This window comes from Bacillus salitolerans, assembly GCF_042680805.1.
In the GTDB taxonomy this organism is placed as follows: domain Bacteria; phylum Bacillota; class Bacilli; order Bacillales; family SA4; genus Bacillus_CJ; species Bacillus_CJ salitolerans.
Map to the genome: position 1 here is coordinate 164,376 of NZ_JBHUEM010000054.1, position 26,791 is coordinate 191,166.

Here is a 26,791-nt window from a genome sequence, read left to right on the forward strand (position 1 = left end):
ATGAAGAAGGAGAAAAAGTTTCAGACGAATGCTATTCATGGAGGATATGATTGTCAGCAATTTGAAGGTAGCTTAACACCTCCATTATTTCAGACTTCCACGTATGTCTTTAATTCTGCTCTTGAAGGAGAACGTAGATTTAGTGGAGAAGAGGATGGAATGATTTACTCTAGATTAGGTAATCCGACCGTCCGGCTTCTTGAGGACCGAATGGCTCTTTTAGAAGGTGGAGCAAAAGGACTTGCGTTTGGTTCAGGAATGGCAGCTGTATCTGCCGTGTTAATGCATCATGTCAAAAAAGATAGTCATATTTTATGCTCAAAGGGAATCTATGGTTGTACGTATGGACTTCTAACGTGGCTAAAAGAAAAATTTAATATATCATTTAACTTATCAAATATGCAGACAAAGGAAGAACTACATGAATCAATAAATGACAAGACTTCTTGTATTTTTATTGAAACACCGATTAACCCAACAATGGAAGTTATTGATTTAACAATGGTTGTTGAAGTGGCTAAGGAACGAGGAATTCCAGTTATTGTTGATAATACTTTTTGCTCACCTTATCTTCAAAGTCCACTCACTATGGGGTGTGATTTCGTTGTTCATAGTGCAACAAAATATATTGGAGGTCATGGAGATGTTGTAGCCGGAATCCTAGTCGGTCAAAATGAAGAAGATATCGTCGCCATTGCTGGAAATGAAAGAAAAGACATTGGAGGAATTATGTCTCCTTTTGATGCTTGGCTACTATTAAGAGGATTAAAGACCTTACATGTAAGAATGGATAGACATTGTGAAAATGCAGAGTTCATTGCTCAAAAGTTACAACAGCATAAAAATATCGAAACAGTTATTTATCCTAGCTTACTGACTGGGGACAAGAAGAGAATCATAGATTCGCAAATGAAAAAGCCAGGTGGTATTATCTCGTTTACTATTAAAGGAGATAAACAAGAAGCACAAACCTTGTTGGATCATTTGCAATTAATAAAAGTAGCCGTAAGTTTAGGAGATACTGAATCCCTTATTCAACACCCCGCTACTATGACTCATGCGGTAGTTCCAGAAAATGAGAGACAAAACATGGGTATTACAGATAACTTAATTCGTCTATCGGTTGGACTGGAGTCTTGGGAGGATATTTGGGAGGATTTAGAACAGGCACTTAATGTTATTTCAACTGATAGAGTGTAGGGAAAACTAAAAACAACCAATCCTTAAAGTGGATTTGGTTGTTTTCGTTTAGTTTCTATGGAATTAGGGTTATTCACCGTAAGTTGTAGTATTGATCAAGGATTGCTACTACTTTATACTCAAAAGTCTAATGCCGTAAATTTTTAATGATTAAATATGCTCTTCTAAAATCTCAACAAACTTTTCTAAGTACTTTTCGTCAATCTCATCGAACCGATCTTTTATTGGGCTGTCTATATCAAGAACTCCTACAACCTCGTTATTTTTAATTATTGGAACAACGATTTCGGATTGTGATGCTGCATCGCAAGCAATGTGACCTGGGAATGCGTGAACATCTGCAATACGCTGAGTAATCCTAGTTTCCGCTGCAGTACCGCAAACACCTTTCCCGAATGGAATTCTTACACATGCTGGTAACCCTTGGAATGGGCCTAATACTAACTCATTACTTCCCTCTGTAAGATAAAAACCTACCCAATTGATATTATCTAGAAATTGATTCAATAATGCAGAAGCGTTAGCTAAATTAGCAATGTTGTTTGGTTCGTCCTCTATTAAAGCTGATAGCTGTTTTAACAATAAGTCATAGTTTTTTTCTTTTGATTGTTGATATTGTTCGACCTTAAACACAAAAATCCCCCTTTTTTCTTGCGTAAATTATTCTAATCATATCAGAATTCGTTGGATTAGGCACGACTTTGTCGATGAAAATATAGAGGATTACACCGAATAAAACAGAATGAGTAGGTAAGAATGGAGTGATACTTAATGAGTTCATCGATCTCTTCAAAGGAAAAGGTTATACACGCAGCAATCTCCCTCTTTAATACAAAGGGCTTTAGTGGAACATCGGTACGGGATATTTCAGACAAAGCAAATGTAAATGTTGCGGTGATTTCATATTATTTTAAGAATAAAAAGGGATTATTAGAATATTTAATTGCCACTTTTTTAGATCAATATATTATTGAGATGGAATCTGTCATTTCCAACGAACACCTTACTACTTCTAAAGAGGTACTTCGGCAGATGATTCATAGAATTTTTTGCTTTCAGTCAGAGAACCGGCATTTGGCACGATTTGTATATCGTGAAATGACACTTGATAATGTGTTAATTCGTGAAGTAATGACAACGTATTTGGCAAAGGAAAAATATTATTTCAAACAAATATTTGAGAAAGGGATACGAAATGGAGAGTTTAGAAGAGTTTCTGTTCCAACAGTTATTGCTCAATTAAAAGGGATGATTACCATGCCTTTTTTACAGCCCCAATACTTAACAGAGGTTTTGCATGTGGTACCTTATGATGATTTTTTCTATAAACAATTTGAGAAAGAGATGGAACGTTGGATGGAGTTTGCTATTTGCTTGCCACCTCATTCTCAAAAGCTTGCATTACACCTATAAAAAGGTAGGTGATTGGAGAAGAACAGTAGAATCTAGCTGCTCAAGTCCTTGCCCTAAATCACTTGCCTGATGCGCATCAGATCCATAAACAAAGGCTATCCCTTCTGCTTTTATAAAGTCCATTACATGTTGTGGGGGATAAGGCTGCTGATAATGTGGTTTGTTTACACCAGCACCATTATAATCTAATTGTAACTTCTGAATGGACATTTCTTTTATAATTGCTCTTATTTCCTGCTCGAAGTTCTTATGGGCGGGATATTTTTGTTGGAATTTATACGCAAGTGTTATGTGGCCAATCCTGTTTGGTTTATAATTTCCTAAATCAGCCTGAATCGACATTTGTAGGGTATGAAAATATTTTTGGTAAATGGCATCTACTGTTTCAAACGTTGCAATCATCTTACCAAAGCTTTCAGCACTATAATCGATACAGTAATAGTTCGTATCCTTTTTGAGAAAATGAACAGAAAGGATACTATCATCCATAAATGGCCCATACGTATTAAGAAAATCCGTTATTTTTTCCTCGTAACCTTCAATATAATCAATTTCAAGCCCTTTGTTTATTTTAATCTCCTTTTGGTAGCGTTTTTGTAGATCAGAAAGTATTGTAAAATACTTTTCAATGTCTTCTAGGTCCATTGCACTATCCTTTGTTGGAGTAGGATCAATAAACCCTCTAGGTAAAGGTGCATGTTCTGTGAATGTCATTTCCTTATAACCTAAATCTATCGCTCTTTCGATATAATCCTCAAACGAATCCTTAGTCCCATGAGGACAGAAAGGTGTATGAATATGTCCGTCGGCTATCATAATGAACCCCTTTCAATCATAACTGTAAAAAATTTTAAAAATTAGGTCAAAAATTGTCGTTTACATGGTATCATAAAGTCATTGAATTTTCATTTAATGACGTACAAATAAATAATACTATCTTTTTAAAATAAATAAAGATGGTGAACGTGGTAAAGAAAGGGGCTTTTTATGGAATTCATCATCGGGATTATACTTGTAATAGTTGCGGTTATTATATATGGGATGCTTTCTAGGAAAAAAATATATAAAGAGGTTGATCGGCTAGAATCGTGGAAAATTGAAATCATGAATAGGCCCGTAACAGATGAAATGGCAATGGTTAAAAGCTTAAACATGACTGGTCAAACAGAGGAACTATTTGAAAGGTGGCGAAAGCAATGGGACGAAATCGTCACGACAGAACTTCCGAATGTAGAAGAAGCCCTTTTTGATATAGAGGAGTGCGCGGATAAATTCCAATTTAGAAAATCAAGAGCACTAGTGAAACAATTACATGATCGTTTACAAGGTATTGAGGATACGATCCAAACGATTCTTCAAGAATTAAAAGATCTTGTTGGAAGTGAAGAAAAAAATCGAACAGAAATAGAAGAATTAAAGCAAGAGTATCGGGAAGTAAAGCGTGCTTTATTAGCACATAGCAATTCGTTTGGCAGAGCTGAAGGTAAAATGGAAAAGCTTTTGGACGAAACAATGATTATTTTCAAAGAGTTTGATGAAGCAATGAGTTTAGGAAATATTATGTCTGCTAGAGAAATGGTACTCGCAATTTCTGGCCAACTAAAACTCGTGCAACAGCTAATTGAGGAAGTCCCACAGCTTTTAAAGGAATGTCAAGTACATATTCCAAACCAACTTGATGAGCTTGTCGTTGGCATTAAAGAAATGAAGGATGAAGGGTTTATCCTATCGCATCTACTTCTAGATAAGGAAACTACAATCATTCGGGATCAATTGCTAGACTTTTTAACTCTGATAGAGAATGCTAATATCGACCCAGTAAAACAGGGAATTGCTGATATTAAGGAAAAAATAGAGTCCATATATGAAAGCCTTGAGAAAGAAGCTCTTTCTAAACACTTTGTTCTTAAAGAGAGAAATATTGTTCATGAAGACTTGGATGTACTATTTGAAGAAACAAAAAAGACAAAAGAAGAAACTGAACAAGTTCAGTTAAGCTATCAAATATCAAAGACTGACCTTGAAACTCAAACTGACATTGAAAAACAAATTAATGAGTTAATAAAAAGACTTTCTGCGGTTCAATCCTCTGTTGAAGAAAAGGATATGGCCTACTCATTAATTAGGATTGAGCTTGAGGATATTAAATATCAGATTGAATCATTAAAGTATTCTCATCAAGAGTTCTCTAATATGCTTCAAACCTTAAGAAAAGATGAAGTTCATGCTAAGGAACAATTAGAAGAAATGAGAAAGATGATTCTAGAGGCAAAGCGTCTTGTTCAAAAAAGTAACTTACCGGGTTTACCTCAAACATACTTATCTAAAATTCAAGAGTGTAATCAGAATGTAAAGATGGTAGCGGAAAAGTTAGAAGAAAAGCCCCTTCATATACCTGGTTTAAATGAAATGCTTGAACAAGCCTTTCATGTAGTGAAAAAGCTTACCGTTCAAACAGAAGAAATGGTTGAGCAGGCTTACTTAGTGGAGCAAGTCATTCAGTATGGAAATCGATACCGAGGAAAGTATTATCAATTGGCGGAGCAGTTAGATGAAGCAGAATCTTCTTTCCGTAATTATGAATATTCGCTTGCTTTAGAGCAAGCAGCTACTGCCCTTGAAAAAATTGAGCCAGGAGCACTTAAAAAAATTCAATATAGGTTAGATTCAACTAACTCTTAAAAATACCCTATGGGTATTTTTTGCTTTTTAGTCGAGATTTGAATCGTTCTCGATGGGACTTAATCGTAAATACTTGAGCAAACTATTGTAAAATGGCGTAAATACAGTTCTTTCGAATTAGAGAAAATTGTGTTAACATTGTTAGTTGCAAACCTGAAGTCATAGGGGGGAACCGTGTCTGTGATTTACTTAGACAATAGTGCAACGACTAAGCCCTACAAAGAAGTGCTGGATGTTTTTACGAAAGTGGCAAGCCATTATTTTGGAAATCCATCGTCAGTAAATGCACTTGGTAGTGAAGCTGAAAAGTTGTTGAATCAATCAAGAGAAGTAATTAGTAAATTATTAAACATACATCCAAGTGAAATTGTTTTTACATCAGGAGGAACAGAAGGGAACAATATTGCTGTAAAAGGAACAGCACTTAAATATAGATCAAGAGGAAAGCACATTATTACAACTACAGTTGAACATGCATCTATTTATGAAGGGTATAAACAGCTTGAGCAGCTTGGGTTCGAGATTACCTTTTTACCTGTAAATGAGAGGGGCCGTATTTCTATTGATCAAGTACAACGAGCAATAAGAAAAGACACAATATTAGTTTCAGTCATTCATGTAAATAATGAAGTAGGAAGCATACAACCGATCACTGAAATCGGTGAAATGCTAAAGAAGTATCCTCACGTCCTATTTCACGTGGACCACGTACAAGGAATTGGGAAAGTTCCGTTAGATTTTAAACGTTCAAATGTTGATTTATGTACGGTATCAGGTCATAAATTTCATTCTGTTAAAGGGACAGGGTTTTTATACGTTAGAAAGGGTATCAAGCTTGAGCCATTGTTTACAGGAGGATCACAGGAAAACTCGCTTAGAGCGGGTACCGAAAATGTATCTGGTATCGTTGCAATGACGAAAGCATTACGAATGACGATGGATCATCAGCAAAATAAAATAGCTCATTTAACACATTTAAAGAATCTGCTTTTTCAATTTGTTGAAAAAACAGAACAAACAGTGTTGAATACCCCAAAAGAATGGTCCGCACCTCATATTATTAATTTTTCAATTCCTGGTGCAAAACCAGAAGTGATTGTACATGCCCTTGAAGAACACCAAATTTATGTTTCGACAAAATCGGCATGCTCGTCAAAGCAAACAAGTGCAAGTCGTATTTTATTGGAAATGGGTAAAGACGAGAGAGTAGCAGAAAGTGCAATACGAATCAGTTTTTCTGCTGAGACTACAATAGAAGAAGTAAAAAAATGTATGGCTGTTATAGAAGATATACTCCAACAAAATAAAGTGATAATGAGGTAATTGTATGCAGTATGATCAAATATTAATTCGCTATGGTGAGATTACAACAAAAGGAAAAAATCGTTTGAAGTTTGTTGATGTTCTAAAAGAGAATATTCAGCACAAGCTTAAGGACTTTCCAAACATCAAGATAGAACGAACACGAGACCGAATGTATATTAAATTAAATGGAGAAGATCATCAAGAAATTATGAATAGACTTGAAACAGTGTTTGGTATCTATTCATATAGTCTAGCACTTCGAACCGAGTTAGATCTTGAAGAAATTAAAAAAGGAGCACTTTATGCTTTTAACGAAGCAAAAGATCAAATTCAAACGTTTAAGGTAAATGTAAAAAGGTCGTATAAACAATTTCCGTTAGATACGTATCAATTAAATTATGAAATAGGAAGTCATATATTAACGAACAGTGAAGGAATAACAGTTGATGTGCATAACCCCGATCTTGAAGTAAGAGTGGAAGTTAGGAATAATGGAGTGTTTATCTCTTGCTATAATCGTTTAGGTGCGGGAGGAATGCCTGTAGGTTCTAGTGGAAAAGCACTACTATTATTATCTGGAGGAATCGATAGTCCGGTTGCCGGGTATTTAACGATGAAAAGAGGTTTAGCCGTAGAAGCCATCCATTTTCATAGTCCGCCTTACACGAGTGAACGTGCCAAGCAAAAGGTTCTGGATTTAGCTGAAAAGTTAACCAACTATTGTAAAAAAATCCATGTTCATATTGTTCCATTTACAGAGATTCAAACGACGATTCATAAAGAAATTCCAAGTAATTATTCCATGACAATTATGAGAAGAATGATGCTTCGAATTGCAGAAAAAATTGCTGAAAAGCATGAAATCTTAGCTTTAGCAACTGGTGAAAGCCTAGGCCAGGTTGCAAGCCAAACCCTTTATAGTATGAATACCATCAATGAAGTGACGAATATGCCTATTATAAGACCTGTTATTACAATGGATAAATTAGAGATTGTAGATATCGCTCATAAAATTGATACGTATGAAATTTCGATTAGACCTTATGAAGATTGTTGTACCATTTTTACCCCAGCGGCTCCAGCAACAAGACCAAAACGAGATAAGGCTAATCGTTTCGAAGAGTCGTTTGACTTTTCTAGGTTGATTGATGAAGCCGTTGAAAAGACGGAGGTTATTAGAATTCCAGCTAGAAAGAAGGCTGGAGAAGCAATGAGTGATTTATTTTAGTATGTTAGAATTCCCTTATACTACTAACAATTACCAATGATTTAATGAATGAAGCCGTGTGTTTTATCACACTCTATTATCACAAGGAGGTGATACACATGGCAAACAACAACAGCAATAACTCAAACCAACTTCTTGTTCAAGGAGCTCAACAAGCACTTGACCAAATGAAGTATGAAATTGCTAACGAATTTGGTGTAAACCTTGGTGCAGACACAACTTCTCGTGCTAACGGTTCAGTAGGAGGAGAAATCACTAAGCGCTTAGTTCAAATGGCTGAACAACAACTTGGTGGTAGAATTCAATAACAATTCCATATTATGGCTACAAGGGTGAGGATATCCTCACCCTTTTCTGTATCTATCATTTTTCTGTATTTTCTGTGCATCATAATGGATTAAATATTCATAATTGTCATTCTATTTGCTATAATTTAGATATACAAGCAAAGGGGGGGACATGATGAATAGAGAAGAGCTACTAGCACCTGAAATTTATAATATTGTACAGGAAGTTGAGCGATACGCCTCTAATGAAAGAAAGATTGCCCTTAAATGGGAGAATGAAGAAGGCTATATGAAAGAAATTACATACTTGCAATTGATGAAACGCGTGAACCAGTACGGTAATGCTTTACTTCATTCCGGTCTTCAAAAGGAAGATAAGGTTTTAGTGATCATTCCAAGGATAATTGAAGCGTATCAAGTATATTTAGCAGCCTTAAAATGTGGCATAGTCGTAATACCTAGTTCTGAAATGCTCCGTAAAAAAGATATTGAATATCGGCTGCAGCACGGCGAAGTAAAGGCAGTGATTTGCTATAAAACCTTTACCAATCAATTTAAGGATATAAACACGGATTACCTGCAGCTTTTTTCAGTAGGAGGAGATGCGAATGGTTGGAATAACTTGGATCTGATGGCTGATAGTGAAGCTGAACAACTGAAAACCGCCACTACAACAAGTGGTGATATGGCGTTTCTTTCCTATACATCTGGTACAACTGGAAATCCAAAAGGAGTTGTTCATACTCATGGGTGGGGATATGCACATCTTCGAACGTCAGCTACCAATTGGTTAGATATACATGAGGATGATACTGTATGGGCGACAGCAGGACCTGGATGGCAAAAGTGGATATGGAGTCCTTTCTTAGCGACACTTGGATCAGGTGCAACAGGATTTATATATTACGGCAAATTTGATCCAAATAAATATTTATCACTACTTCAGTCTTATCATGTGAATGTACTTTGTTGTACCCCAACTGAATATCGGTTAATGGCCAAGGTAAACGATCTCAGTCAATATGATCTACCGAGGTTACATAGTGCCGTTTCTGCTGGTGAGCCACTTAACCGAGAAGTAATCGACACATTTCGAAAATACTTCGGGATAGACGTTCGAGATGGATATGGACAAACGGAAAATACATTGTTAGTTGGTGTCCTTAAAGGGATGGAAATTAAACCAGGCTCAATGGGTAAACCAACACCAGGAAATAGAGTCACCATCATTAACGAAGATGGTGAGCCTGTCAAACCTGGTGAGACAGGTGATATAGCTGTTCATATAGAGACCCCTGCTCTCTTTAAGCACTATTATAAAGACCCTGAACGTACAGCAAGGCAATATAGAGGAGAGTATTATTTGACCGGTGATAAAGCAAGGCTCGACGAAGATGGATATTTCTGGTTTGAGGGAAGAGGAGATGATATTATCATCAGCTCAGGCTATACAATAGGACCATTTGAAGTGGAAGATGCATTAGTAAAGCATCCATATGTTAAGGAATGTGCGGTTGTTGCGAGTCCAGATGAAACAAGAGGGCATGTTGTAAAGGCGTTTGTTGTATTACGTGATAATGTGACTGAAGAAGGAGAAGTCTTAGTGAAAGAGCTACAAGAACACGTTAAAGAACTTACGGCTCCGTACAAATATCCGAGGAAAGTAGAATTTGTTTCAGAGCTACCAAAAACAACATCTGGGAAAATTAGAAGAATCGAGCTAAGACAATTAGAGGATAAACTAAATGTAAAGCAGTAAAGACTTGAAATGGTGGACAATGTAATCGTTATATTGAATTTCATAATATTCTACGTATTTTTTTGCGAGAAGTTTAATAGAATGTAAAAAAGTAGCCGTTTTGGCTACTTTTTCTTTTATAAAAATGTCCTTTTGACCTTTTCCCAAAAGGAGTTGTCCTTTAGTTTTACGGTTTTGATTCGTTTATCGGTTAACTGAATGACAATTTGTTCAACGTGTTGAATACTAACAGCCTCATTATCCATTCCTATAATCGGATAATCATTTCCGTCCTGTACAACTTTAAGTGTCAATGTTCGAGACGAGCTTAAGATGAACGAAGAGCCTAAAGTTCGATACTTATTGTTATTTAACGATGCAAGCTCACTGACCTGCATACAAGGAAGCATCGGGTCCACTACCGATCCGTTTACTGATTTATTGTAGGCAGTACTTCCTGTCGGTGTAGCGACAATCATACCATCTCCTCTAAAAGTTTCGAAATGCAGATCATCAATATACACATCCATTACAAAGGTTTTAATAATAGCGGACCTGACTGACAGTTCATTTAGGCAGTAGAAGGATGTAGTATTATCAATCATTGCAGATAACACAGGATATCTTCTTACCTCTATTTTCTCAAGAGTCATTGCTTCAATCATATGATGTTTATCTTCTATGTGAAAATCACAGTATAGACTTGGGGAAGAAAGTGTTGAAATACCAGCATATAAGCAATCCTCTCTAAAACCGGTCTTTCGAACTGCTTGAAGGAAGGAACCATCGCCTCCAATACTTATTATTATATTGGCCTCCTTCTGGTCTGAGATAACATTAAAACCATTTTTTCCTGCTAGTTCGTAAAGCTCATCAATATGTGATTGTAGGTTTGGGTCCTTTTTATAAAAAAAATAAATATTGCGCCTGTTTGGCATGCGTATTCCTCCCGAATTATAGAGTAACTTCCTAAACATGTTAAATATGTAACAAAATAATAGAAAATTTTTCTAGAATATTATATTGTTTATAGTGTATCAAAATTGTAGCGGGTATAAAACTAGTCATATGTTTGGCTTAAGGAGGAATTTTTATGAATAGTAAACGTTGGATAGCCCTTGGGGTTGCACTAGGGTTATTTATATTTTCTGCCGTTTTTAACTTAGTAACTTCGTTAGCATTTGGTGACTTTGGTGGTTTTTCGGAAAACTGGCTTGCGACGGACCAAGAATTTGTTGAGACTGTTTTAGAAGAAGGAACCGATTTCGAAAAAATTGTCGTCCTTGACGTAAATGGAACGATTATGGATTCGGGCGATGTCACTTCGCTCTTTGCAAGTGCAACTTATAACCACCGTGCATTTTTAAGGATGTTAGATCAAGCTGCCGAGGATGAAATGGTGGAAGGAATTGTGATCCGTGTTAATTCACCAGGCGGTGGAGTGGTTGAAAGCGCGGAAATTCATGATCGGATTATTGAAATAAAAGAACAAACAAATAAGCCTATCTATATTTCTATGGGGAGTATGGCTGCATCTGGTGGCTATTATATTGCAGCTCCCGCTACCAAAATATATGCAAGTCCAGAAACCTTAACAGGTTCACTAGGAGTCATTTTTCAAAGTATCAACTATAGTGGGCTTGCAGAAAAGTATGGTGTTAAGTGGGAAACTGTGAAAAGCGGGCAGTATAAAGATATTATGAGTCCCTCTAGGGAAATGACGGAAGAGGAAAGACAAATATTACAGAAAATGATCAATAATGCTTATGATGGTTTTGTTAAGGTCATATCTGAGGGGAGAAATATCCCTGAACAAACTGTTCGTCAAATTGCAGATGGACGTATTTATGATGGAAGACAAGCAAAAGATTTAAACCTTGTGGACGAATTCGGATATTGGGATGATGCAGTTGCGGGAATGAAGAATGAATATAAACTTGGTGATGTATCCGTTGTTCAGTACGAGGCTGGGTATGGACTTCCGTCTTTTCTCTCGATGGGAGCTCAAAAGCTTTTTTCTGGTGACCAAGAACTAATCGGTCTAACGAAATTACTTAGTCAGCCTAATGCTCCAAGGCCGATGTATATGTATCAGGAATAGGAGGTGTAGTCATGGATATGGATCAAACAATAACAGGAACGGACCATTCAAATGAGCATCTTGAAGTAACACATCCAACTAAGGAACCCGTGATTTACTATGCAGGGTTTTGGATTCGATTTTGGGCGTTTTTGATTGATGCTCTCGTTGTATCAAGCATAAACCAAATCATCGTCTATCCACTATTTAAAATCTTTGACTTACCTTTAACGAAAGAATCTATGTTTGCGCCAATTGCTATCACGACCACCATCACACTGTATCTCTATTTTGTATTGATGACTAAATTATACCGTCAAACCCTAGGAAAGATGGTATTCGGGTTAAGAGTGATTGATTTGAGAAATCACGATTCTCTTAGCTGGTCCACTACTATTTTTAGAGAGGTAATTGGGAAATTTATTTCGAAAACCTTGTTTTTCATAGGGTATATTGTAGTAGCATTTTCACCAAGAAATCAAGGAATTCACGACATGTTCTCAGATACGAGCGTTATTCTCGAAAGATATAGTCGTTATCCCGTTCCAACTGGCGCTAAAACCCCCACTTCAAAACTTTAGATGAATCGAGAAGTTTAAGTGGGGGATAAGCGCCAGTAAGAACCCGATAATATGAAAACAGACTAAGATCGCCACATCCTGTGGCAACGTCTGTGTGACCCACAGTGTGGGCCGGGGCTAACAATCAGTGGGGGATGAGGAACCCCCCCACTGGTTGTTAGTTTCACTTTATAATAAATAAACCTATCCTGCAGACGCCGGATAGGTTTATTTATTATAAAAAGGGTGATACTGATACGGTGAAGAGGTGAGGTATATGGTATGGATATGGATTGTGTTCGGCTTTTTTTTATTTTTTACACTACTTTTTCTATCTAAACTTCATATAAAAATTGATTATTTTCATACCCAGGATAATGACAATATGTCTATTATGGTACGGCTATGGTTTATTCGATATACCTTTAATATCCCCCTTGTAAAAATAGATAAGGAATCAAACAGTTTAGTCCTAAAGCGAGATTCATATGCTGGTACAGTCAAAGAAAAGAAGCAAGAAACAGAGCAAAAGGTAACACCAACTGAGTTTATAAACCTTATGAAAAATACACAGGAACTCCTTCAACATGTTGTAGAGTTTCATTCAATAGTTAAAAAGTTTTTAAACAAGATTACCATTCAAAAGCTAGAATGGCATTCAAATATTGGAGCTGGTGATGCCGCTTTAACAGGTACACTTGTTGGAGCTGGCTGGTCAATTAAAGGTTGTATTATAGGGATTTTAAGTCAGTACATGAAATTAAAAGCAGTGCCAAATATAACGATTACTCCGTTTTTTCAACAAATGTTTTCTCATACAAAGCTAACATGTATTTTTTCATTTCGAATCGGGAATGCTATTCTAGCAGGTTTAAGAGTCGTCAAATTTTGGAAAGGAGGATTCCCTTCGTTTAAGTCAAACACTCCTTCTTTCATCAAGTCAGAGGATAATGAGAAATCAATCGTTTAAGGAGGAATAATCATATGTCTGATCATCCAATTCAAGGATTAATGACAACTGCAATGGAAAGCTTAAAGCAAATGATTGACGTAAATACGATCATAGGTGATCCAGTGGAGACACCTGATGGAAGTGTTATTTTAACAGTTTCTAAGGTTGGATTTGGATTTGCAGCAGGTGGTAGTGAGTTTTCAGTCGAATCAGGTGGGAAACAAAGTAGCGGTGATGGACAAGGACAAGATAAGTCGCAGCAAAAACTCCCATTCGGTGGAGGTAGTGGGGGCGGAGTATCGATTACACCAATTGCTTTTCTTATTGTAAATGCGAATGGAGTTAAAATGCTTCATTTAGACGAAAGCACACACCTTTACGAAAAAATCTTAGAGGTTGCACCACAAGCAGTTGAGAAAATCCAGCAAATGTTTAGTAAAAACGATAACAATCAAAATAAACAAAACCAAAATAATCAAACTCAAAATAATCAAAATGGCAATGGTGGACAAGGATACTACGAGAAAAAGCAAAACTTAGACTTCTAAACGATAAGTTAGCCACTTGGTTAACTTATTTATTTTGATCAATAGGAATCATTTCTCCCAAAAGACATGATAAATGATGTTGAAAAACAACAGTTATTAACAAACTGACAACAAAGATAAAAACCTAATGTTTACAAGTTTCAAAAGTTATTTGAATTGCAATTCATACTCATTATGAGTATGATTGGAGTGAATATTTTTAATTGGGAGGAATCGGTAATGGCATCTATTACATTTAAGGGTAATCCAATCACATTGTTAGGAAACGAAGTGAAAGTTGGTGACAATGCCCCTAACTTTACAGTACTAGCAAATGATTTAACGCCGGTTACACTTGCGGACTCAAAAGGCTCAGTACGTTTACTTGTTTCAACTCCTTCTCTAGATACAGGTGTTTGTGATGCACAAACTCGTCGCTTTAACGAAGAAGCAGCAAAATTAGATAATGTAAAGGCTTTGACTGTTAGTGTTGACCTTCCATTTGCCCAAAAACGTTGGTGCGGAGCTAACGGAATTGAAAATGTTCAAACAGTATCAGACCACCGAGACCTTTCATTTGGAGAAGCATACGGGGTACATATGAAAGAATTGCGTTTATTAGCACGTGCTGTATTTATCGTAGATAGTGATGATAAAGTAACTTATGTAGAATATGTAAGTGAAGGTACTGATCATCCAAACTATGAAGCAGCACTAGAAGCGGTAAAAGCTGCAAAGTAATGATAAGTAAAGAAAACGCCTCGAGCCAATGAGGCGTTTTTTAGCTATATAGGCTAGATAAAAAGCAATACCTATTTTCTCTAGCCCAGAAACTAGATACATAACTCACTAGAATAAAGTCCGATCGAAGGGAGAGTTTTTGAAATGGAACAGAACAATATTGAAAAATGGTTTAATATCATAGATCATACATCTATAATACTGCAACAAGAGCTGCACGTAAGTTATTTAGAGGCTGTGGCTCTAACAGGTGATAATGTATTTGAAGGTGCTATTTTGCAGGAAGAATTAACACCAAATGAGATCATTACGAAGAAACTACAAAAAGAATATAACAGTCTACATATCGAGCGTTTTTCAAAGGAAGAAATACGAAAAGGCTACCAATTGGCAATCCTAAAGGGGATGAAAGATTCAACACAATCTCATCACCAAATGACCCCTGATGCGGTTGCCTTATTTGTTAGTTTTTTAGTTAACAAATTAACGAAAAATTTAGAAGAGCTTACAATTTTAGACCCAGCAGCTGGAACAGGAAACCTGTTAACTGCAGTTTTAAATCAATTAACGCAAAAGGATGTTAAAAGTTTAGGAATTGAGATTGATGATCTTCTAGTAAAGCTCGGATTTATCAATGCAAATCTACAAGAGCATCCAACAGAATTCTTCAACCAAGATGCCCTGCAGGATTTATTTATTGACCCTGTTGACATCACAATTTGTGACTTACCTGTTGGGTATTATCCAAATGACTTAGGGGCTGAAAAATTCGAATTGAGAAATACAAATGGACACTCACTTGCTCACCACTTATTTATTGAGCAGAGCTTTCGATATACAAAAGAAGGTGGAACGCTCTTATTTGTTGTACCAAATAAGCTTTTCGAAGGAGAGCATGCTAGTCAGTTACATGGGTTTATTAAGGAACATGGCGTTATTCTTGGATTACTTCAATTGCCACTTTCGATGTTTAAAAGTGAGGATCATGCAAAGAGCATTTTTATGCTTCGAAAGAAAGGTTTTGATGTGACTCCACCTAAACAAGCTCTTTTAGCAAACCTACCTTCATTTTCAAATAAGAATGCCATGCAGGGAATGATTGGAAGAATTGAGCAATGGTTTAATACTCAATACCATGTTAGTTCAGAGTAATATGGCTTACCTGTGTTTAAATGTCTATTATTAAGAAAATCATAATAGGGTAGCGAGCACTGTTTATACATAGTAACTGGTTAAAAAGGTGTTTGCCGTATTGAGTAAAAAGGAGCTGTCTTTCATGTCGAAAATTATGGCTATAAACGCAGGAAGTTCATCCCTTAAGTTTCAGTTGTTTGATATGCCAAGTGAATCAGTCGTAACAAAAGGATTAGTAGAAAGAATTGGATTATCCGAAAGTATATTTACTATATCGGTAAAAGGTGAAAAACATAAGGAAATAACTGATATCCCTAATCATGCTGTTGCGGTCGAACTTCTTCTTACAAAGCTTACAGGACTAAAAATAATTGCAAGTCTTGATGAAATTGACGGAATTGGTCATCGCGTTGTCCATGGCGGCGAGGCATTTAGTGATAGTGTGAAAATAACCGATCAAATACTTGCAGAAATTGAAGAGCTTTCTGAACTAGCTCCCCTTCATAATCCTGCCAATGTAACCGGTATTAAGGCGTTTCAAAAGGTTCTTCCTCATGTATCTGCAGTTGCTGTTTTTGATACTGCTTTTCATCAAACAATGCCGGAAAAGTCATTTTTATACAGTTTGCCGTACGAGTACTATGAAAAGTTCGGAATTCGAAAATATGGATTCCATGGTACTAGTCATAAATATGTTTCACAAAGAGCAGCTGAGATGCTTGGGCGTCCAGTTGAACAGCTTCGATTAATTTCTTGCCACCTTGGTAATGGAGCTAGTATTGCCGCCATTGAAGGAGGCAAATCTATTGATACTTCTATGGGATTCACCCCTTTAGCAGGTGTAGCAATGGGAACACGTTCGGGGAACATCGATCCTGCATTAATCCCGTTTATTATGGAAAAGACCGGAAAAAATGCGGATGAAGTATTAGATATTTTGAATAAGAAAAGTGGTATATTAGGTGTTTCCGGTTTCTCGAGTGATCTTCGAGATATTGAACAAGCAGCTGAAACTGGAAATGAAAGAGCTGAGCTAGCGTTAGAAGTGTTTGCAAGTAGAATTCATAAGTATATAGGATCTTATGCAACTAGAATGTCTGGGGTAGATGCAATAATCTTTACTGCAGGTATAGGAGAAAATAGTGATGTTATTAGAGCACGGGTGCTAAATGGTTTAGAGTTTATGGGTGTGTATTGGGATCCAATGTTAAATAAGGTAAGGGGAGAAGAGGCTTTTATTAATTATCCACACTCTCCAGTTAAAGTATTGGTCATTCCGACCAATGAAGAGGTAATGATAGCCCGCGATGTCATAAGGCTATCAGAAATCTCATAAAGGGTCCATATCATGGACCCTTTTCTTTATAAGTTAAGAAAGTTTCTAATGTTTAGTTTATCCAATATTACGGCTAAATCCAGCACCAGCGTCCAGCCAAGATGAAAAAGGCGACGATTTTTGCCATTTCATCCTACTCGAGGAAAAATAACCTGTCATGAATAAAAGGGAAAACCACCCTTTTTTTCATGCCAGAACATTTGCTTTCCTTAGGCAAAACGGGGCGCCCTGAGCCTTTTGTTCGCCTTTACTTGTCTATAATGGGCCTGCCAAGTTTTTCTATAAAGTATATGATATAATGATGTCAACTTCATTTATCCTAAGGAGGCTCTTTATGGCATTATCAGAGAGAGAGCAAGACGTTTACAAAAAGATAAAGGACTGGGAACGTCAATTGCATGAATATGATGCATCAGACTTTGAAAAAACATATGATAAGTTAATTGAACGATCATTTAACAGACTCTCTCCAACAGCTCAGGAGAAGTTTTATTCATTGTTAGATAATTGGTTGTTTCATTTGCATGCCCTTCTTCAAGGATCTCAATTTCAAATTGAGGCAAGACAACGAATAATAAATACAGCTAGATTACAATATCCTCATATACATGATATTACGGATTTAAGATCGTTACCGATTGAGCAGCTCGTTTATATTGCCGAACAAGAAATAGCAAAACATCGACTCTACTCATTCGCTCAAGGAGGACTAACAGGGACGGGTGGTATTCTACTGCTTTCTGCAGATATACCTTTAATGACAATCATTAACTTGCGTATTGTCCAGCTTTTGTCCCTTATATACGGCTATGAAGTGAACGCACCTTATGAAATGATGACTTCTTTAAAGGTTTTTCATGCGTCAACTCTTCCTAAAAGACTTCAAAGAGTGGGATGGAATAATTTAATACAAGAACTGGAGGAGGATGTGGAGTCGTCTTTTTGGTATGGAGGTAATGATCAACTGACGGATGAAACATGGATTGATTTACCCCTAAAGCAGATGCTAAAGGCTACCTTTATCCTTATGTTCCGGAGAAAACTATATCAAGGAATTCCGTTAATTGGTGTAGGTATTGGCGCTGGAATGAATTATAGTTTAACAAGGCAAGTTACTCAGTTTGCTCACCATTATTATCAGCTACGATATTTATCAGAGAGGGAAGATTGGGAATGAGTGTAAGTGAACATAAAAAAGTAGCACCAAAATCAGTGATATGTAAAATCATTACTGTAAGTGACACACGTTCAATAGATACAGATAAAAGTGGAAGGTTAATCTATCAGTTGATGGAGAAGCATGGTCATACCATCTTAGATTATGTAATCGTGAAGGATGAAATGGAATTCATTCATATAGAAATTGCGAAAGCCTGTGAAAATCCTGACATTGATGTAGTCCTAATAAATGGTGGGACAGGAATAGCAAAAAGAGACGTAACGATTGAAACCGTTCTGCGAATAATTGAAAAGGAAATAGTTGGATTTGGCGAATTGTTCCGAATGCTTAGTTATACTGAAGATATTGGCTCAGCCGCTATTTTATCTAGAGCAATTGCAGGAGTATATCGTGATACAGCAATTTTTTCAATGCCTGGCTCAAGTGGTGCAGTAAGGCTGGCAATGGAAAAACTAATCCTTCCTGAATTACATCATGTAGTTCATGAATTAAAAAAGTAAGAGGTAAATAAACCCTCTTACTTTATTGAATATTAAAATGTTTTGTATCATCTAAAAACAGCTCAGAAACTGGAACAATTTCAATATGTTTTTCTTCAAATTCATTCATAGATAGGACAATTCCGGTATAACAAATTTTCCCATTAACTCCAACATGTCCAATCGCAATTCCTTCTCCATTCTGTTCTGTGATTTTTGCTAACTTCCTCATTTGTCTGGATACGTGAGTCACTGTAGATACATCATCTAGAAATACGTCTCTTATGAGTACAGGTACTCCGAGCTCCTTTGCAAGTTTAGGGAATTTCGATTTGGGACTAGTCCCACTATCCACAATATATAAGTTTCTTTCTTTTGCAACCTCAACAATTGCTCTCACAAGTTCTTCATCCTCAACAGCTAATGATCCCATATGGTTATTTAGTCCCACGGCATATGGAACACTTTCCAAAGCTTCCTCTACACGTTTTTTTACTTCGTTTGGGGTCAAGTCAACGGTAATGGGGTTAGGGCCTAACCATGATCGTTTTCCTTTCTTTGGTTGCATTGGCAAGTGGACGATTACTTCAAGCCCCCTTTTATGAGCTAGCTCAGCATGTTCTTTGGATTTCTTTGTAAAGGGCATAACTGCTGCCGTTATTGGAATTTCGCCATCAAGAAAATCCATGACTCCACCAGCACCACCACCAAAATCATCAATAATGATGGCGGATTTCAACTCAGTCGTTTTACCTTGGACAATATCGGTTGGAAGCGCAAAAAGGATGAAAATAGAAAGTAATACCAGTTTACATGTCTTCATGGGCATTCTCCCCTTTTAATGTATAGATAGTCTTAATATGAGGGAAGGTATTCTATCTTATTCTATACCTTATGATAAAAATTCATTAGCATGAAGTCTTCAAAGTATGGACATTTAATAATAAAAACTCTGTTAAAAAAAACAAAGCAATGACGGAATCCTAAGGATTTTTTCATTGCTTCGTTTCACTAAAAATGTACTTTATCTGTTACAGTTTGGTTAAGTCTGTACCAAAGCCACAAGTCATTAATCATTGAGGCAAGTTCGGAAATTTCAGAGTTTAATTCACATGAACGATTGAAATCATTTTCCTCTCCTAGTTCAGACTGTTTTTGGTTAATTTTCGTTTCGATTTCGGCTATACGATCTGGGATTCGTCCCCTTATTTTTTCCCATGTCACTAGTATGGATTGTTGCTCTTCATCTGTATATTCTTCCCATTCTTTTTTTAAATCAGGCAACTGAATACCAAGCCTTTTATCTAAAACAAAAAATAGATTCATTATAATTCCCCCATCATTCCAATATCTTTATTGTACACAAATTTGTCTGTTCTTTCTAATCCCATGTATTTCCGTTCATAATTAGACACCACAAGCATGAAACTAGAAGGAAAGGAGTGAATGAAAATGAAAAACGATAATAGAGATTCATTTGAACTTTATTACGATGAGGTCGGAGAAAAAGAATTGACCCAGCAGTTAACAGATGCTTATCAGAGTGGCTTTGACTATACTGTCAATCAAGAAAATGATCCACAATACGAGGAAAGATAAAGGGATTATATTACTCATTTTTGAAAGATGGTGCCATGTACAATTTAAATGGAGAATGTAATAGTACCAGCCAATGAGGAATAAAAAAGTCATCAAGACCTAGACGGATATTGATGACTTCTTTTTTATTTGTTTACGAGTAGCTAGCTTCTTTATCACTATATAAATGCTTGATGATCCCATGAAAGTATATATGCCGGGTGAAGTATAAGCGTATAACATAAAATAGATGATAATACCAAATGAAATCGTTAAAAAAGCTACGTGATTAAGCTGATATTGCTTGTCGAATATTCGTTCTAGGTCATTGATGTCAATTTTATTTCTTTTAATAAAAATAAAATCTGTGACAATTACAGCAGATAACGGAATGATGAATGCACCTAGTAAAGATATATAATCCTTGGCTTGTGTGACTAATGTTGGAAAACAACTTAGGATAACACCGAGAATACCAAAAATCATAGCACTCTTTAACCGTCCAAGCTTAGGAAAGCTGTTTAATAAGCTGAAACCTCCAGTATAGGCATTGCTCATGTTAATAGAAATCATCGAAACAATCGCACATAATGAAATCAAGGTGACAAGAGAAAATGAACTCGTCAGTTGTGTGGCCGAAACAAATGGGTTAAGATGTTGGAATTGTGCTGCTGAAAAAGCACCTAAAATAGCAGTCATGACAAATCCAATCACGTTCCCAAAAAACAATCCAAAAACTGAGTGCTTTTCTGATTTAGAGTAACGAGCAATATCTGCTGAGGAGCTTACACCTGAAACATATTGAACAAAAGCTAATCCTGTATAAAAGAAAAATGAATGAAAAGAAAAATTTGTATGAGGTGCAATGACATTGATGATTGCTGGGCTGTTAATGATAAATATATAAATGATGACACCTTGGCCTAAAATGAGAATTGGAATAAAATACTTCGTTACACTTTTAATCATATTAAATCCAATTAAGGCGAGAATGGCCATTAAACTTGACAGCAGTAAGGCGATGATAGTAAATGGTACATGGATTTGAAACAATCTATTTATCAATTCTTTTATGACGAAAGTACCACCTATTGTTTGAACGGCAAACCAATATAACGATGTCAAGGTTCGTATTGGAGAGCCGATATATTTTGCACCTTTAATTCCTAAAATAGATCGGATTGCATACTGTGAAGGAATACCATAAGAAGCACCTGGAAGACTTAGCCATGATACGAATGAAAAGGCAATGGCCGCCCCTATTACTGTGCTTAACACAGCATAAATAAACGACAAACCACCTTCTATTACTGCCAAAGCAGGTACTAAAAAATTTCCAGCATTTACTGAAAATGCTAACTGAATATATAAATAATCAAACCATCTAGTATTCTTTAGTTCGTTTGGAACAGGATCAAGACCAAACTTTTCAATCCTATTATGCTTGCTCATAGTATAGTCCCCTTTAAAGAATGCTATGTTCTATTATATATCGGAACATGAAATATTTACGTTTTTTACAGAAAATAAAGAGTGTGGTATAAATTCCCTTGATTTTCCTCATGATAGAATTGAGGTGATTACATGAGAACGGGATTTGTATTCGTAACATTGTTCCTTTTATTTCAACTTCCAAGCTCAAATGTTTATGCAGCTGATTATACCAATAGTCTGCTTTTTAAGGTGACGATATGGCAAGATGGGGTCGAAACGGAATTTGAGTTTGAAAATCCCTCACATTATGAATGGGAAAATGGATCGACCGTCATTAAAGGGGAGAAAGCAAAGGAAAAGGTTAAAGAATTATATAACCGACTTGAAATATCAAATAAAGTAGAAAAAGAGCACCTACTTGTTTCCCTTCAGCATGAGTTTCCGAATTTGGACGGATTTGTAGTTCGGTGGATAGATCCTAACAATAATTTATATACGTGGCATTGGAATCGGAAAGAGAACCAAAAGTCGGAATAAAGTAAAGTGACGGGCACTTGCTATAAACCGTCAACTATTTATTGTTTAGGAAACTATAAAAGCTCATCATTTGTGGATAACTGAGTGATGAGCGTAGTAATCTGGCTCTAGCCTCTAGCCCGCCTGAGGCTAACCGGGGCGCCCTGAGCCTTTTGTTCAATTATGAAGAAAGTATAAAAGTTTTCTGCAAGAGAACCGGCTAGTGACTTGGAATTCAGCTCCATCACCCAGCTACTCGAGGGGAATAAGAAAAATCACTTTTTCCTTGGTCAATTAACCCTAAATGAGTAAAAGCACCCTTTTTCTCATTTAGGAATATTTGCTCTGCCTTAGGCCTACCGGGCGCCCTGAGCCTTTTGTTCCCATTAAGTTTAAAGCGAACAGGACATGCTAAAACTAGATAAAAAACTAAGTATTCACAATATTGAAAGTGCTTACAAAAGCATGAAAAAATTAGAGAAATTTGTTTAACAATTTGTCTTTTGGTGTTATATTTAATACGGTAAATTTAGGCATTGATAAGTAGGAGGAATGAAAAGTGCGTATTGGTGTACCTATGGAAATTAAGAATAATGAAAATCGTGTAGCAATGACACCGGCAGGAGTAATCAACCTAGTGAGATTTGGACATGAGGTATTTATTGAAAAAAATGCTGGCATGGGATCAGGGTTTACAGATGAACAATACATAGAAGCAGGAGCAAAAATTGTTGATACGGCAGAAGATGCTTGGTCAATGGATATGGTAATGAAGGTAAAAGAACCTCTACCAAGTGAATACGGCTATTTTAGAAATGGCCTTATCTTATTTACCTATTTACACCTTGCTCCAGAGCCAGAATTAACAAAAGCTTTAATTAATAACAAAGTGGTCGGTATTGCTTATGAAACTGTACAACTTCCAAATGGTTCACTGCCATTATTAACACCAATGAGTGAAGTGGCTGGACGTATGTCTTCACAATTAGGAGCTCAATTCCTTGAAAAGCCAAAAGGTGGTAAAGGAATTCTTTTAAGTGGAGTTCCGGGAGTAAGACGTGGGAAAGTATCAATTATTGGCGGTGGAGTTGCCGGAACAAACGCTGCAAAAATTGCCATCGGTCTTGGAGCACAAGTATCTATCCTTGATGTAAATCCTGATCGCCTTCGTCAACTAGATGACATTTTTGGAAATGATATTACTACATTAATGTCAAATCCATTTAATATTGCTCAAGAAGTAAAGGAATCAGACCTTGTAATTGGTGCTGTATTAATCCCAGGTGCGAAAGCTCCAAAGCTTGTAACAGAAGAGATGATTAAGGAAATGTCTCCTGGTTCTGTTGTTGTGGATATTGCAATCGACCAAGGTGGAATTTTTGAAACAACAGATCGGATTACAACTCATGATGATCCAACATACGAAAAGCATGGAGTCGTACACTATGCTGTAGCAAATATGCCTGGGGCGGTTCCACGTACGTCTACAATTGCGTTAACAAACGTAACAGTTCCTTTCGCAGTCCAAATTGCGAATAAAGGGTACAAGCAAGCATGTCTTGAAAATGAAGCATTACTTAAAGGAATTAACACATTAAACGGCTTTGTAACGTATCAAGCAGTGTCAGAAGCACACGGTCTTGATTATGCGGAAGCACGTGAACAATTAATGCATTTGATTAGTTAATTTAATTATAAAAGCCTAGGCTAACTTAAATGTCCTTTACAAGATGGTACAGTTTAAGCAGCCTAGGCTTTAATTCAGTATATTATTATATAATCTGTAGTTCCTTCGGAAACTTCGTTAACGTCTCAAAGCCAGTTTCCGTAATTAGTACATCATCTTCAATGCGAACTCCGCCGACACCTGGTATATAAATTCCAGGCTCGATGGTAAAGGTCATCCCTTGCCTTAATTGAAGTGTGTTTGTGGCAGTCATCGAAGGATATTCATGAACATCGATACCAAGACCATGTCCAATTCGGTGTGTAAAATAATCGCCATATCCTTTTTCCGTAATAATCGATCTTGCCGTCCGATCGATTAGTCCAATCTCTTCGCCCGGCTTACTGACAGCAAGTGCAGCCAGCTGAGCTTCAAGAACTGTCTCATAAACCTCACGTTGTTTATCATTCACTTCTCCAAGTGCTACGGTTCTTGTTATATCAGAGCAGTATCCATTAAATACAACTCCTAAATCAAACAAAACAAAATCACCATGCTTCACTGTTGTTAAACCAGGCTTTCCATGAGGTGCTGCTGTTTTCTCACCTGTTAGTACCATGGTTGAGAAGGACATTTCACGAATACCCTTCTTCTTTAGTTCATATTCGATGGTTGCCAGAATTTCAGATTCAGTTCGTCCTTCCTTTATTGCAGATACTCCAACTTCTACACCAAAATCAGCCAGCTTTGCTGCCTCCCTAAGAATATGAATCTCGCCAGGTTCTTTAATATTTCGGAGCTCTTGTAATATTTCCTCTGCGGATACAAGTATAGGAGAGCTAAATATCTCATTTATCTTTTCTACACGAGTATAAATCATATGCTCTTTTTCGATAGCTAGGCTATCAATCTGAATATTACGTTCAACAGTGGCCTTCTTTATGAATTCCCAGGGATTGTCTGTATCGGAATAGCCGATAATTTCGTGCTCCCAGCCAGCAGAACGCACTTGTTCTTTCTCCATATTTGGGCAAACTAGCAAAGGTGCCTCATTTTGAAAAATGAGTAAACCTACAATCCGTTCATGTGGATCCGTATAAAACTGGCTCAAATAAAAAACATTTGCTTTTGAAGTGATAAAGCTTGCAGAAATATGTTCGGTTTTCATCCAATCAACTAGAGCATGTAATCTTTTTTGGCTCATTAACAATCACACCCCATTACAGAATTTTTGATCTCAAAAAAAGTATAATTTTTTTTGAAGATAAAGGAAATAAACTAACTCAAGAAAATACCTTAAATCAACATTTTGTTTAGCCTAACTGTAACAATGATTTATATATGTGTAAACTTTAAGATAAAATAGGAGAAAATTAAAAAAACATTAAAAAACATGAAACTCTTTTTCTTGTAACTCGTATTACATATTGTGAAAAGAAGAATGAAGAGGTGAGGATGTGAGCTTTTTTAAAAGACTCTTCTCTAAACAAGAAGAAGCACCACAAGTTGAGGATCGAACCATTTTCAATCTTGAAATGAACGATTTTGTAACGTATGATCTTGAGGATTATCAGGTCGTTGGAAAGCTCTCCTATAATGATCATGGATTCACCTGGCATGCTTATCAGCTCCAATCAACCGACAAAGTCATTTGGCTCAGTGTGGAGATGGATGACGAGCTAATCTTAGGTGTTTATGAAAAAATTAAATTAAAACTATCTGAACCGATTCCGAAAGAGATTACGTTTGAGGGTACAACCTATTACCTAGATGAAAAGGGAACAGCAAGTGTAACAGGTATAGGAAGAGGACAAAATGTTAATGGTGCTACATGTAAGTATTTTGACTTTTGTGATGAAGAAGAGGAATCTTATTTATCTGTAGAAATTTGGGGTAGTGAAGTAGAAGTTAGCCGTGGATACGATATTGACGAATACGAATTAAAATTTATTGCGTCTAAATAAGGAGGAGTTCATATGTTTCAATTTTTTAAGCGAGTAAAAACAGTTGTAGGCTCAGAGTTAAATGCACTTCTTGATAAGGCAGAAGATCCAGTAAAAATGCTTGATCAATTTATGCGTGAAATGGAAGCCGATATTCGTGAGGCAGAAGCAGCCGTAGCAAAACAAATTGCGAATGAAAAGATGTTAAAGAAAAAGCACGAGGATGCAACTAGCCTCGTACAAAAACGGGAAGACCAGGCAATTAAAGCGTTAGAAGCAGGAAATGAGGATCTTGCTAAAAGAGCTTTAGAGGATAAAAAGCTGCAAAGTCAACAAGCCGAAATGCTAAAGGATTCATATGATCGTGCTAAGAACGATGCAGATGCACTTCGTGAAAAACTAGATGAAATGAAACGTGAATATCATGAAATGAAGCTTAAGAAAGACACATTAAAAGCTCGTGCGGAGTCTGCACAAACTCGTACAAAAATGAATCGAGTCATGTCAGGAATCGGTGGAGACCAATCAAGACAAGGGTTTGAAAGAATGGAAGAAAAGGTTATGCGTTTTGAAGCAGAGGCAGAAACGAGTGAAGACCTGTCCTCAAAGAGTAGAAGTCTTGATGATGAGTTTTCTACACTAGATCGTAATAGTGGAGTAGATGATGAACTGGCTGCGTTGAAAAAGAAGCTAGGTAAGGAATAGAGTAAATGAGGCTGGGACAAAACCCACCTCAATAGAAAAAGCCGGTGAAATTTTACGAGAGTAAAATTTCACCGGCTTTGATTATTTTTGGATAAAAATAAGGACCA

General features: G+C 36.6%; 28 protein-coding genes. 21 read left to right on the forward strand and 7 right to left on the reverse strand.

Annotation, left to right across the window (positions count from 1 at the left end; translation table 11 throughout):
- Window positions 1-1,200, forward strand: coding sequence for a methionine gamma-lyase (gene megL / locus ACFSCX_RS22820; protein ID WP_377930549.1), 1,200 nt, complete (start codon window positions 1-3; stop codon window positions 1,198-1,200).
- Between the two features lie 150 nt (window positions 1,201-1,350).
- On the opposite strand, the gene ACFSCX_RS22825 is transcribed toward megL, so the two are convergent.
- Entirely contained in the window at window positions 1,351-1,833 is a 483-nt protein-coding gene (locus tag ACFSCX_RS22825) for a GAF domain-containing protein (protein WP_377930550.1), read from the reverse strand.
- A 138-nt stretch (window positions 1,834-1,971) separates the two neighbouring features.
- Between ACFSCX_RS22825 and refZ the strand changes: the two genes are divergently transcribed.
- Window positions 1,972-2,613 carry a forespore capture DNA-binding protein RefZ gene (gene refZ / locus ACFSCX_RS22830; RefSeq protein ID WP_377930551.1) on the forward strand — a complete coding sequence of 214 codons (642 nt, stop codon included), beginning with the start codon at window positions 1,972-1,974 and terminating at the stop codon, window positions 2,611-2,613.
- On the opposite strand, the gene hisJ is transcribed toward refZ, so the two are convergent.
- Window positions 2,608-3,429, reverse strand: coding sequence for a histidinol-phosphatase HisJ (gene hisJ, locus ACFSCX_RS22835; protein ID WP_377930552.1), 822 nt, complete (start codon window positions 3,427-3,429; stop codon window positions 2,608-2,610). The genes refZ and hisJ overlap by 6 nt on opposite strands.
- Before the next feature lie 171 nt (window positions 3,430-3,600).
- On the opposite strand from hisJ, the gene ezrA reads away from it, so the two are divergent.
- The 5 genes from ezrA (at window position 3,601) to mbcS (ending at window position 9,874) form a co-directional block, all read left to right on the forward strand.
- Entirely contained in the window at window positions 3,601-5,295 is a 1,695-nt protein-coding gene (gene ezrA, locus ACFSCX_RS22840; protein ID WP_377930553.1) for a septation ring formation regulator EzrA, read from the forward strand.
- 180 nt (window positions 5,296-5,475) lie between these two features.
- On the forward strand, window positions 5,476-6,618 hold the full coding sequence (locus tag ACFSCX_RS22845; RefSeq protein WP_377930649.1) for a cysteine desulfurase family protein: 1,143 nt from the start codon (window positions 5,476-5,478) through the stop codon (window positions 6,616-6,618).
- A gap of 4 nt (window positions 6,619-6,622) precedes the next feature.
- The gene (gene thiI / locus ACFSCX_RS22850; RefSeq protein WP_377930554.1) at window positions 6,623-7,828 is read left to right on the forward strand and encodes a tRNA uracil 4-sulfurtransferase ThiI; all 1,206 of its coding nucleotides are present in this window, start codon (window positions 6,623-6,625) and stop codon (window positions 7,826-7,828) included.
- A gap of 98 nt (window positions 7,829-7,926) precedes the next feature.
- Window positions 7,927-8,136, forward strand: coding sequence for a small, acid-soluble spore protein, alpha/beta type (locus ACFSCX_RS22855; RefSeq protein ID WP_377930555.1), 210 nt, complete (start codon window positions 7,927-7,929; stop codon window positions 8,134-8,136).
- Window positions 8,137-8,290: 154 nt separating this feature from the next.
- Window positions 8,291-9,874: an acyl-CoA synthetase MbcS gene (gene mbcS / locus ACFSCX_RS22860; protein WP_377930556.1), complete on the forward strand. Its 1,584-nt coding sequence runs from the start codon at window positions 8,291-8,293 to the stop codon at window positions 9,872-9,874.
- A 116-nt stretch (window positions 9,875-9,990) separates the two neighbouring features.
- Here the strand turns inward: mbcS and ACFSCX_RS22865 are convergent, their stop codons facing one another.
- A complete protein-coding gene (locus ACFSCX_RS22865; RefSeq protein ID WP_377930557.1) occupies window positions 9,991-10,791 on the reverse strand; it encodes an NAD kinase in 801 nt (266 codons plus the stop codon).
- 155 nt (window positions 10,792-10,946) lie between these two features.
- Between ACFSCX_RS22865 and sppA the strand changes: the two genes are divergently transcribed.
- From sppA to ACFSCX_RS22910, 9 genes are all read left to right on the forward strand, one after another.
- On the forward strand, window positions 10,947-11,954 hold the full coding sequence (sppA, locus tag ACFSCX_RS22870; RefSeq protein ID WP_377930558.1) for a signal peptide peptidase SppA: 1,008 nt from the start codon (window positions 10,947-10,949) through the stop codon (window positions 11,952-11,954).
- Between the two features lie 17 nt (window positions 11,955-11,971).
- Window positions 11,972-12,514, forward strand: a complete 543-nt coding sequence (locus ACFSCX_RS22875; protein WP_377930650.1) for an RDD family protein — start codon at window positions 11,972-11,974, stop codon at window positions 12,512-12,514.
- A 256-nt stretch (window positions 12,515-12,770) separates the two neighbouring features.
- Complete coding sequence (locus ACFSCX_RS22880) at window positions 12,771-13,463, forward strand: DUF2953 domain-containing protein (RefSeq protein WP_377930559.1); 693 nt, start codon at window positions 12,771-12,773, stop codon at window positions 13,461-13,463.
- A 14-nt stretch (window positions 13,464-13,477) separates the two neighbouring features.
- Window positions 13,478-13,993, forward strand: coding sequence for a GerW family sporulation protein (gene ytfJ / locus ACFSCX_RS22885; RefSeq protein WP_377930560.1), 516 nt, complete (start codon window positions 13,478-13,480; stop codon window positions 13,991-13,993).
- A 219-nt stretch (window positions 13,994-14,212) separates the two neighbouring features.
- Window positions 14,213-14,713 (forward strand): thiol peroxidase, encoded by a 501-nt coding sequence (tpx, locus tag ACFSCX_RS22890; RefSeq protein ID WP_377930561.1) that lies wholly within the window; start codon window positions 14,213-14,215, stop codon window positions 14,711-14,713.
- Window positions 14,714-14,857: 144 nt separating this feature from the next.
- Entirely contained in the window at window positions 14,858-15,865 is a 1,008-nt protein-coding gene (locus ACFSCX_RS22895; protein WP_377930562.1) for a class I SAM-dependent methyltransferase, read from the forward strand.
- Between the two features lie 124 nt (window positions 15,866-15,989).
- The gene (locus ACFSCX_RS22900) at window positions 15,990-17,183 is read left to right on the forward strand and encodes an acetate kinase (RefSeq protein ID WP_377930563.1); all 1,194 of its coding nucleotides are present in this window, start codon (window positions 15,990-15,992) and stop codon (window positions 17,181-17,183) included.
- A 334-nt stretch (window positions 17,184-17,517) separates the two neighbouring features.
- Window positions 17,518-18,360, forward strand: a complete 843-nt coding sequence (locus ACFSCX_RS22905) for an EcsC family protein (protein WP_377930564.1) — start codon at window positions 17,518-17,520, stop codon at window positions 18,358-18,360.
- Window positions 18,357-18,863, forward strand: a complete 507-nt coding sequence (locus tag ACFSCX_RS22910; protein WP_377930565.1) for a MogA/MoaB family molybdenum cofactor biosynthesis protein — start codon at window positions 18,357-18,359, stop codon at window positions 18,861-18,863. Before ACFSCX_RS22905 ends, ACFSCX_RS22910 begins: the two co-directional genes overlap by 4 nt.
- A gap of 22 nt (window positions 18,864-18,885) precedes the next feature.
- On the opposite strand, the gene ACFSCX_RS22915 is transcribed toward ACFSCX_RS22910, so the two are convergent.
- The gene (locus tag ACFSCX_RS22915; RefSeq protein ID WP_377930566.1) at window positions 18,886-19,665 is read right to left on the reverse strand and encodes a divergent polysaccharide deacetylase family protein; all 780 of its coding nucleotides are present in this window, start codon (window positions 19,663-19,665) and stop codon (window positions 18,886-18,888) included.
- Window positions 19,666-19,853: 188 nt separating this feature from the next.
- Window positions 19,854-20,168, reverse strand: coding sequence for a hypothetical protein (locus tag ACFSCX_RS22920; RefSeq protein WP_377930567.1), 315 nt, complete (start codon window positions 20,166-20,168; stop codon window positions 19,854-19,856).
- A 126-nt stretch (window positions 20,169-20,294) separates the two neighbouring features.
- Here ACFSCX_RS22920 and ACFSCX_RS22925 point away from each other — a divergent pair, with 126 nt between their 5' ends.
- The gene (locus ACFSCX_RS22925) at window positions 20,295-20,441 is read left to right on the forward strand and encodes a hypothetical protein (protein ID WP_377930568.1); all 147 of its coding nucleotides are present in this window, start codon (window positions 20,295-20,297) and stop codon (window positions 20,439-20,441) included.
- 99 nt (window positions 20,442-20,540) lie between these two features.
- Here ACFSCX_RS22925 and ACFSCX_RS22930 read toward each other — a convergent pair whose 3' ends face one another.
- The gene (locus ACFSCX_RS22930) at window positions 20,541-21,872 is read right to left on the reverse strand and encodes a purine-cytosine permease family protein (RefSeq protein ID WP_377930569.1); all 1,332 of its coding nucleotides are present in this window, start codon (window positions 21,870-21,872) and stop codon (window positions 20,541-20,543) included.
- A gap of 132 nt (window positions 21,873-22,004) precedes the next feature.
- Between ACFSCX_RS22930 and ACFSCX_RS22935 the strand changes: the two genes are divergently transcribed.
- The gene (locus tag ACFSCX_RS22935) at window positions 22,005-22,391 is read left to right on the forward strand and encodes a hypothetical protein (RefSeq protein WP_377930570.1); all 387 of its coding nucleotides are present in this window, start codon (window positions 22,005-22,007) and stop codon (window positions 22,389-22,391) included.
- Between the two features lie 538 nt (window positions 22,392-22,929).
- A complete protein-coding gene (gene ald / locus ACFSCX_RS22940) occupies window positions 22,930-24,057 on the forward strand; it encodes an alanine dehydrogenase (protein WP_377930571.1) in 1,128 nt (375 codons plus the stop codon).
- An 85-nt stretch (window positions 24,058-24,142) separates the two neighbouring features.
- Here ald and ACFSCX_RS22945 read toward each other — a convergent pair whose 3' ends face one another.
- The gene (locus tag ACFSCX_RS22945) at window positions 24,143-25,240 is read right to left on the reverse strand and encodes a M24 family metallopeptidase (protein WP_377930572.1); all 1,098 of its coding nucleotides are present in this window, start codon (window positions 25,238-25,240) and stop codon (window positions 24,143-24,145) included.
- 253 nt (window positions 25,241-25,493) lie between these two features.
- Here ACFSCX_RS22945 and ACFSCX_RS22950 point away from each other — a divergent pair, with 253 nt between their 5' ends.
- Window positions 25,494-26,000 carry a DUF4178 domain-containing protein gene (locus tag ACFSCX_RS22950; RefSeq protein ID WP_377930573.1) on the forward strand — a complete coding sequence of 169 codons (507 nt, stop codon included), beginning with the start codon at window positions 25,494-25,496 and terminating at the stop codon, window positions 25,998-26,000.
- Window positions 26,001-26,012: 12 nt separating this feature from the next.
- Window positions 26,013-26,684, forward strand: coding sequence for a PspA/IM30 family protein (locus ACFSCX_RS22955; protein WP_377930574.1), 672 nt, complete (start codon window positions 26,013-26,015; stop codon window positions 26,682-26,684).
- Window positions 26,685-26,791 lie beyond the last annotated feature (107 nt).

Bases quoted from the DNA above. Each gene is read 5' to 3' on its own strand.
- megL (WP_377930549.1), top strand. From the start codon at position 1: ATGAAGAAGGAGAAAAAGTTTCAGACGAATGCTATTCATGGAGGATAT.
- refZ (WP_377930551.1), top strand. From the start codon at position 1,972: ATGAGTTCATCGATCTCTTCAAAGGAAAAGGTTATACACGCAGCAATC.
- hisJ (WP_377930552.1), bottom strand. From the start codon at position 3,429: ATGATAGCCGACGGACATATTCATACACCTTTCTGTCCTCATGGGACT.
- ezrA (WP_377930553.1), top strand. From the start codon at position 3,601: ATGGAATTCATCATCGGGATTATACTTGTAATAGTTGCGGTTATTATA.
- thiI (WP_377930554.1), top strand. From the start codon at position 6,623: ATGCAGTATGATCAAATATTAATTCGCTATGGTGAGATTACAACAAAA.
- ACFSCX_RS22855 (WP_377930555.1), top strand. From the start codon at position 7,927: ATGGCAAACAACAACAGCAATAACTCAAACCAACTTCTTGTTCAAGGA.
- mbcS (WP_377930556.1), top strand. From the start codon at position 8,291: ATGAATAGAGAAGAGCTACTAGCACCTGAAATTTATAATATTGTACAG.
- ACFSCX_RS22865 (WP_377930557.1), bottom strand. From the start codon at position 10,791: ATGCCAAACAGGCGCAATATTTATTTTTTTTATAAAAAGGACCCAAAC.
- sppA (WP_377930558.1), top strand. From the start codon at position 10,947: ATGAATAGTAAACGTTGGATAGCCCTTGGGGTTGCACTAGGGTTATTT.
- ACFSCX_RS22875 (WP_377930650.1), top strand. From the start codon at position 11,972: ATGGATCAAACAATAACAGGAACGGACCATTCAAATGAGCATCTTGAA.
- ACFSCX_RS22880 (WP_377930559.1), top strand. From the start codon at position 12,771: ATGGTATGGATATGGATTGTGTTCGGCTTTTTTTTATTTTTTACACTA.
- ytfJ (WP_377930560.1), top strand. From the start codon at position 13,478: ATGTCTGATCATCCAATTCAAGGATTAATGACAACTGCAATGGAAAGC.
- tpx (WP_377930561.1), top strand. From the start codon at position 14,213: ATGGCATCTATTACATTTAAGGGTAATCCAATCACATTGTTAGGAAAC.
- ACFSCX_RS22895 (WP_377930562.1), top strand. From the start codon at position 14,858: ATGGAACAGAACAATATTGAAAAATGGTTTAATATCATAGATCATACA.
- ACFSCX_RS22900 (WP_377930563.1), top strand. From the start codon at position 15,990: ATGTCGAAAATTATGGCTATAAACGCAGGAAGTTCATCCCTTAAGTTT.
- ACFSCX_RS22905 (WP_377930564.1), top strand. From the start codon at position 17,518: ATGGCATTATCAGAGAGAGAGCAAGACGTTTACAAAAAGATAAAGGAC.
- ACFSCX_RS22910 (WP_377930565.1), top strand. From the start codon at position 18,357: ATGAGTGTAAGTGAACATAAAAAAGTAGCACCAAAATCAGTGATATGT.
- ACFSCX_RS22915 (WP_377930566.1), bottom strand. From the start codon at position 19,665: ATGAAGACATGTAAACTGGTATTACTTTCTATTTTCATCCTTTTTGCG.
- ACFSCX_RS22920 (WP_377930567.1), bottom strand. From the start codon at position 20,168: ATGAATCTATTTTTTGTTTTAGATAAAAGGCTTGGTATTCAGTTGCCT.
- ACFSCX_RS22925 (WP_377930568.1), top strand. From the start codon at position 20,295: ATGAAAAACGATAATAGAGATTCATTTGAACTTTATTACGATGAGGTC.
- ACFSCX_RS22930 (WP_377930569.1), bottom strand. From the start codon at position 21,872: ATGAGCAAGCATAATAGGATTGAAAAGTTTGGTCTTGATCCTGTTCCA.
- ACFSCX_RS22935 (WP_377930570.1), top strand. From the start codon at position 22,005: ATGAGAACGGGATTTGTATTCGTAACATTGTTCCTTTTATTTCAACTT.
- ACFSCX_RS22945 (WP_377930572.1), bottom strand. From the start codon at position 25,240: ATGAGCCAAAAAAGATTACATGCTCTAGTTGATTGGATGAAAACCGAA.
- ACFSCX_RS22955 (WP_377930574.1), top strand. From the start codon at position 26,013: ATGTTTCAATTTTTTAAGCGAGTAAAAACAGTTGTAGGCTCAGAGTTA.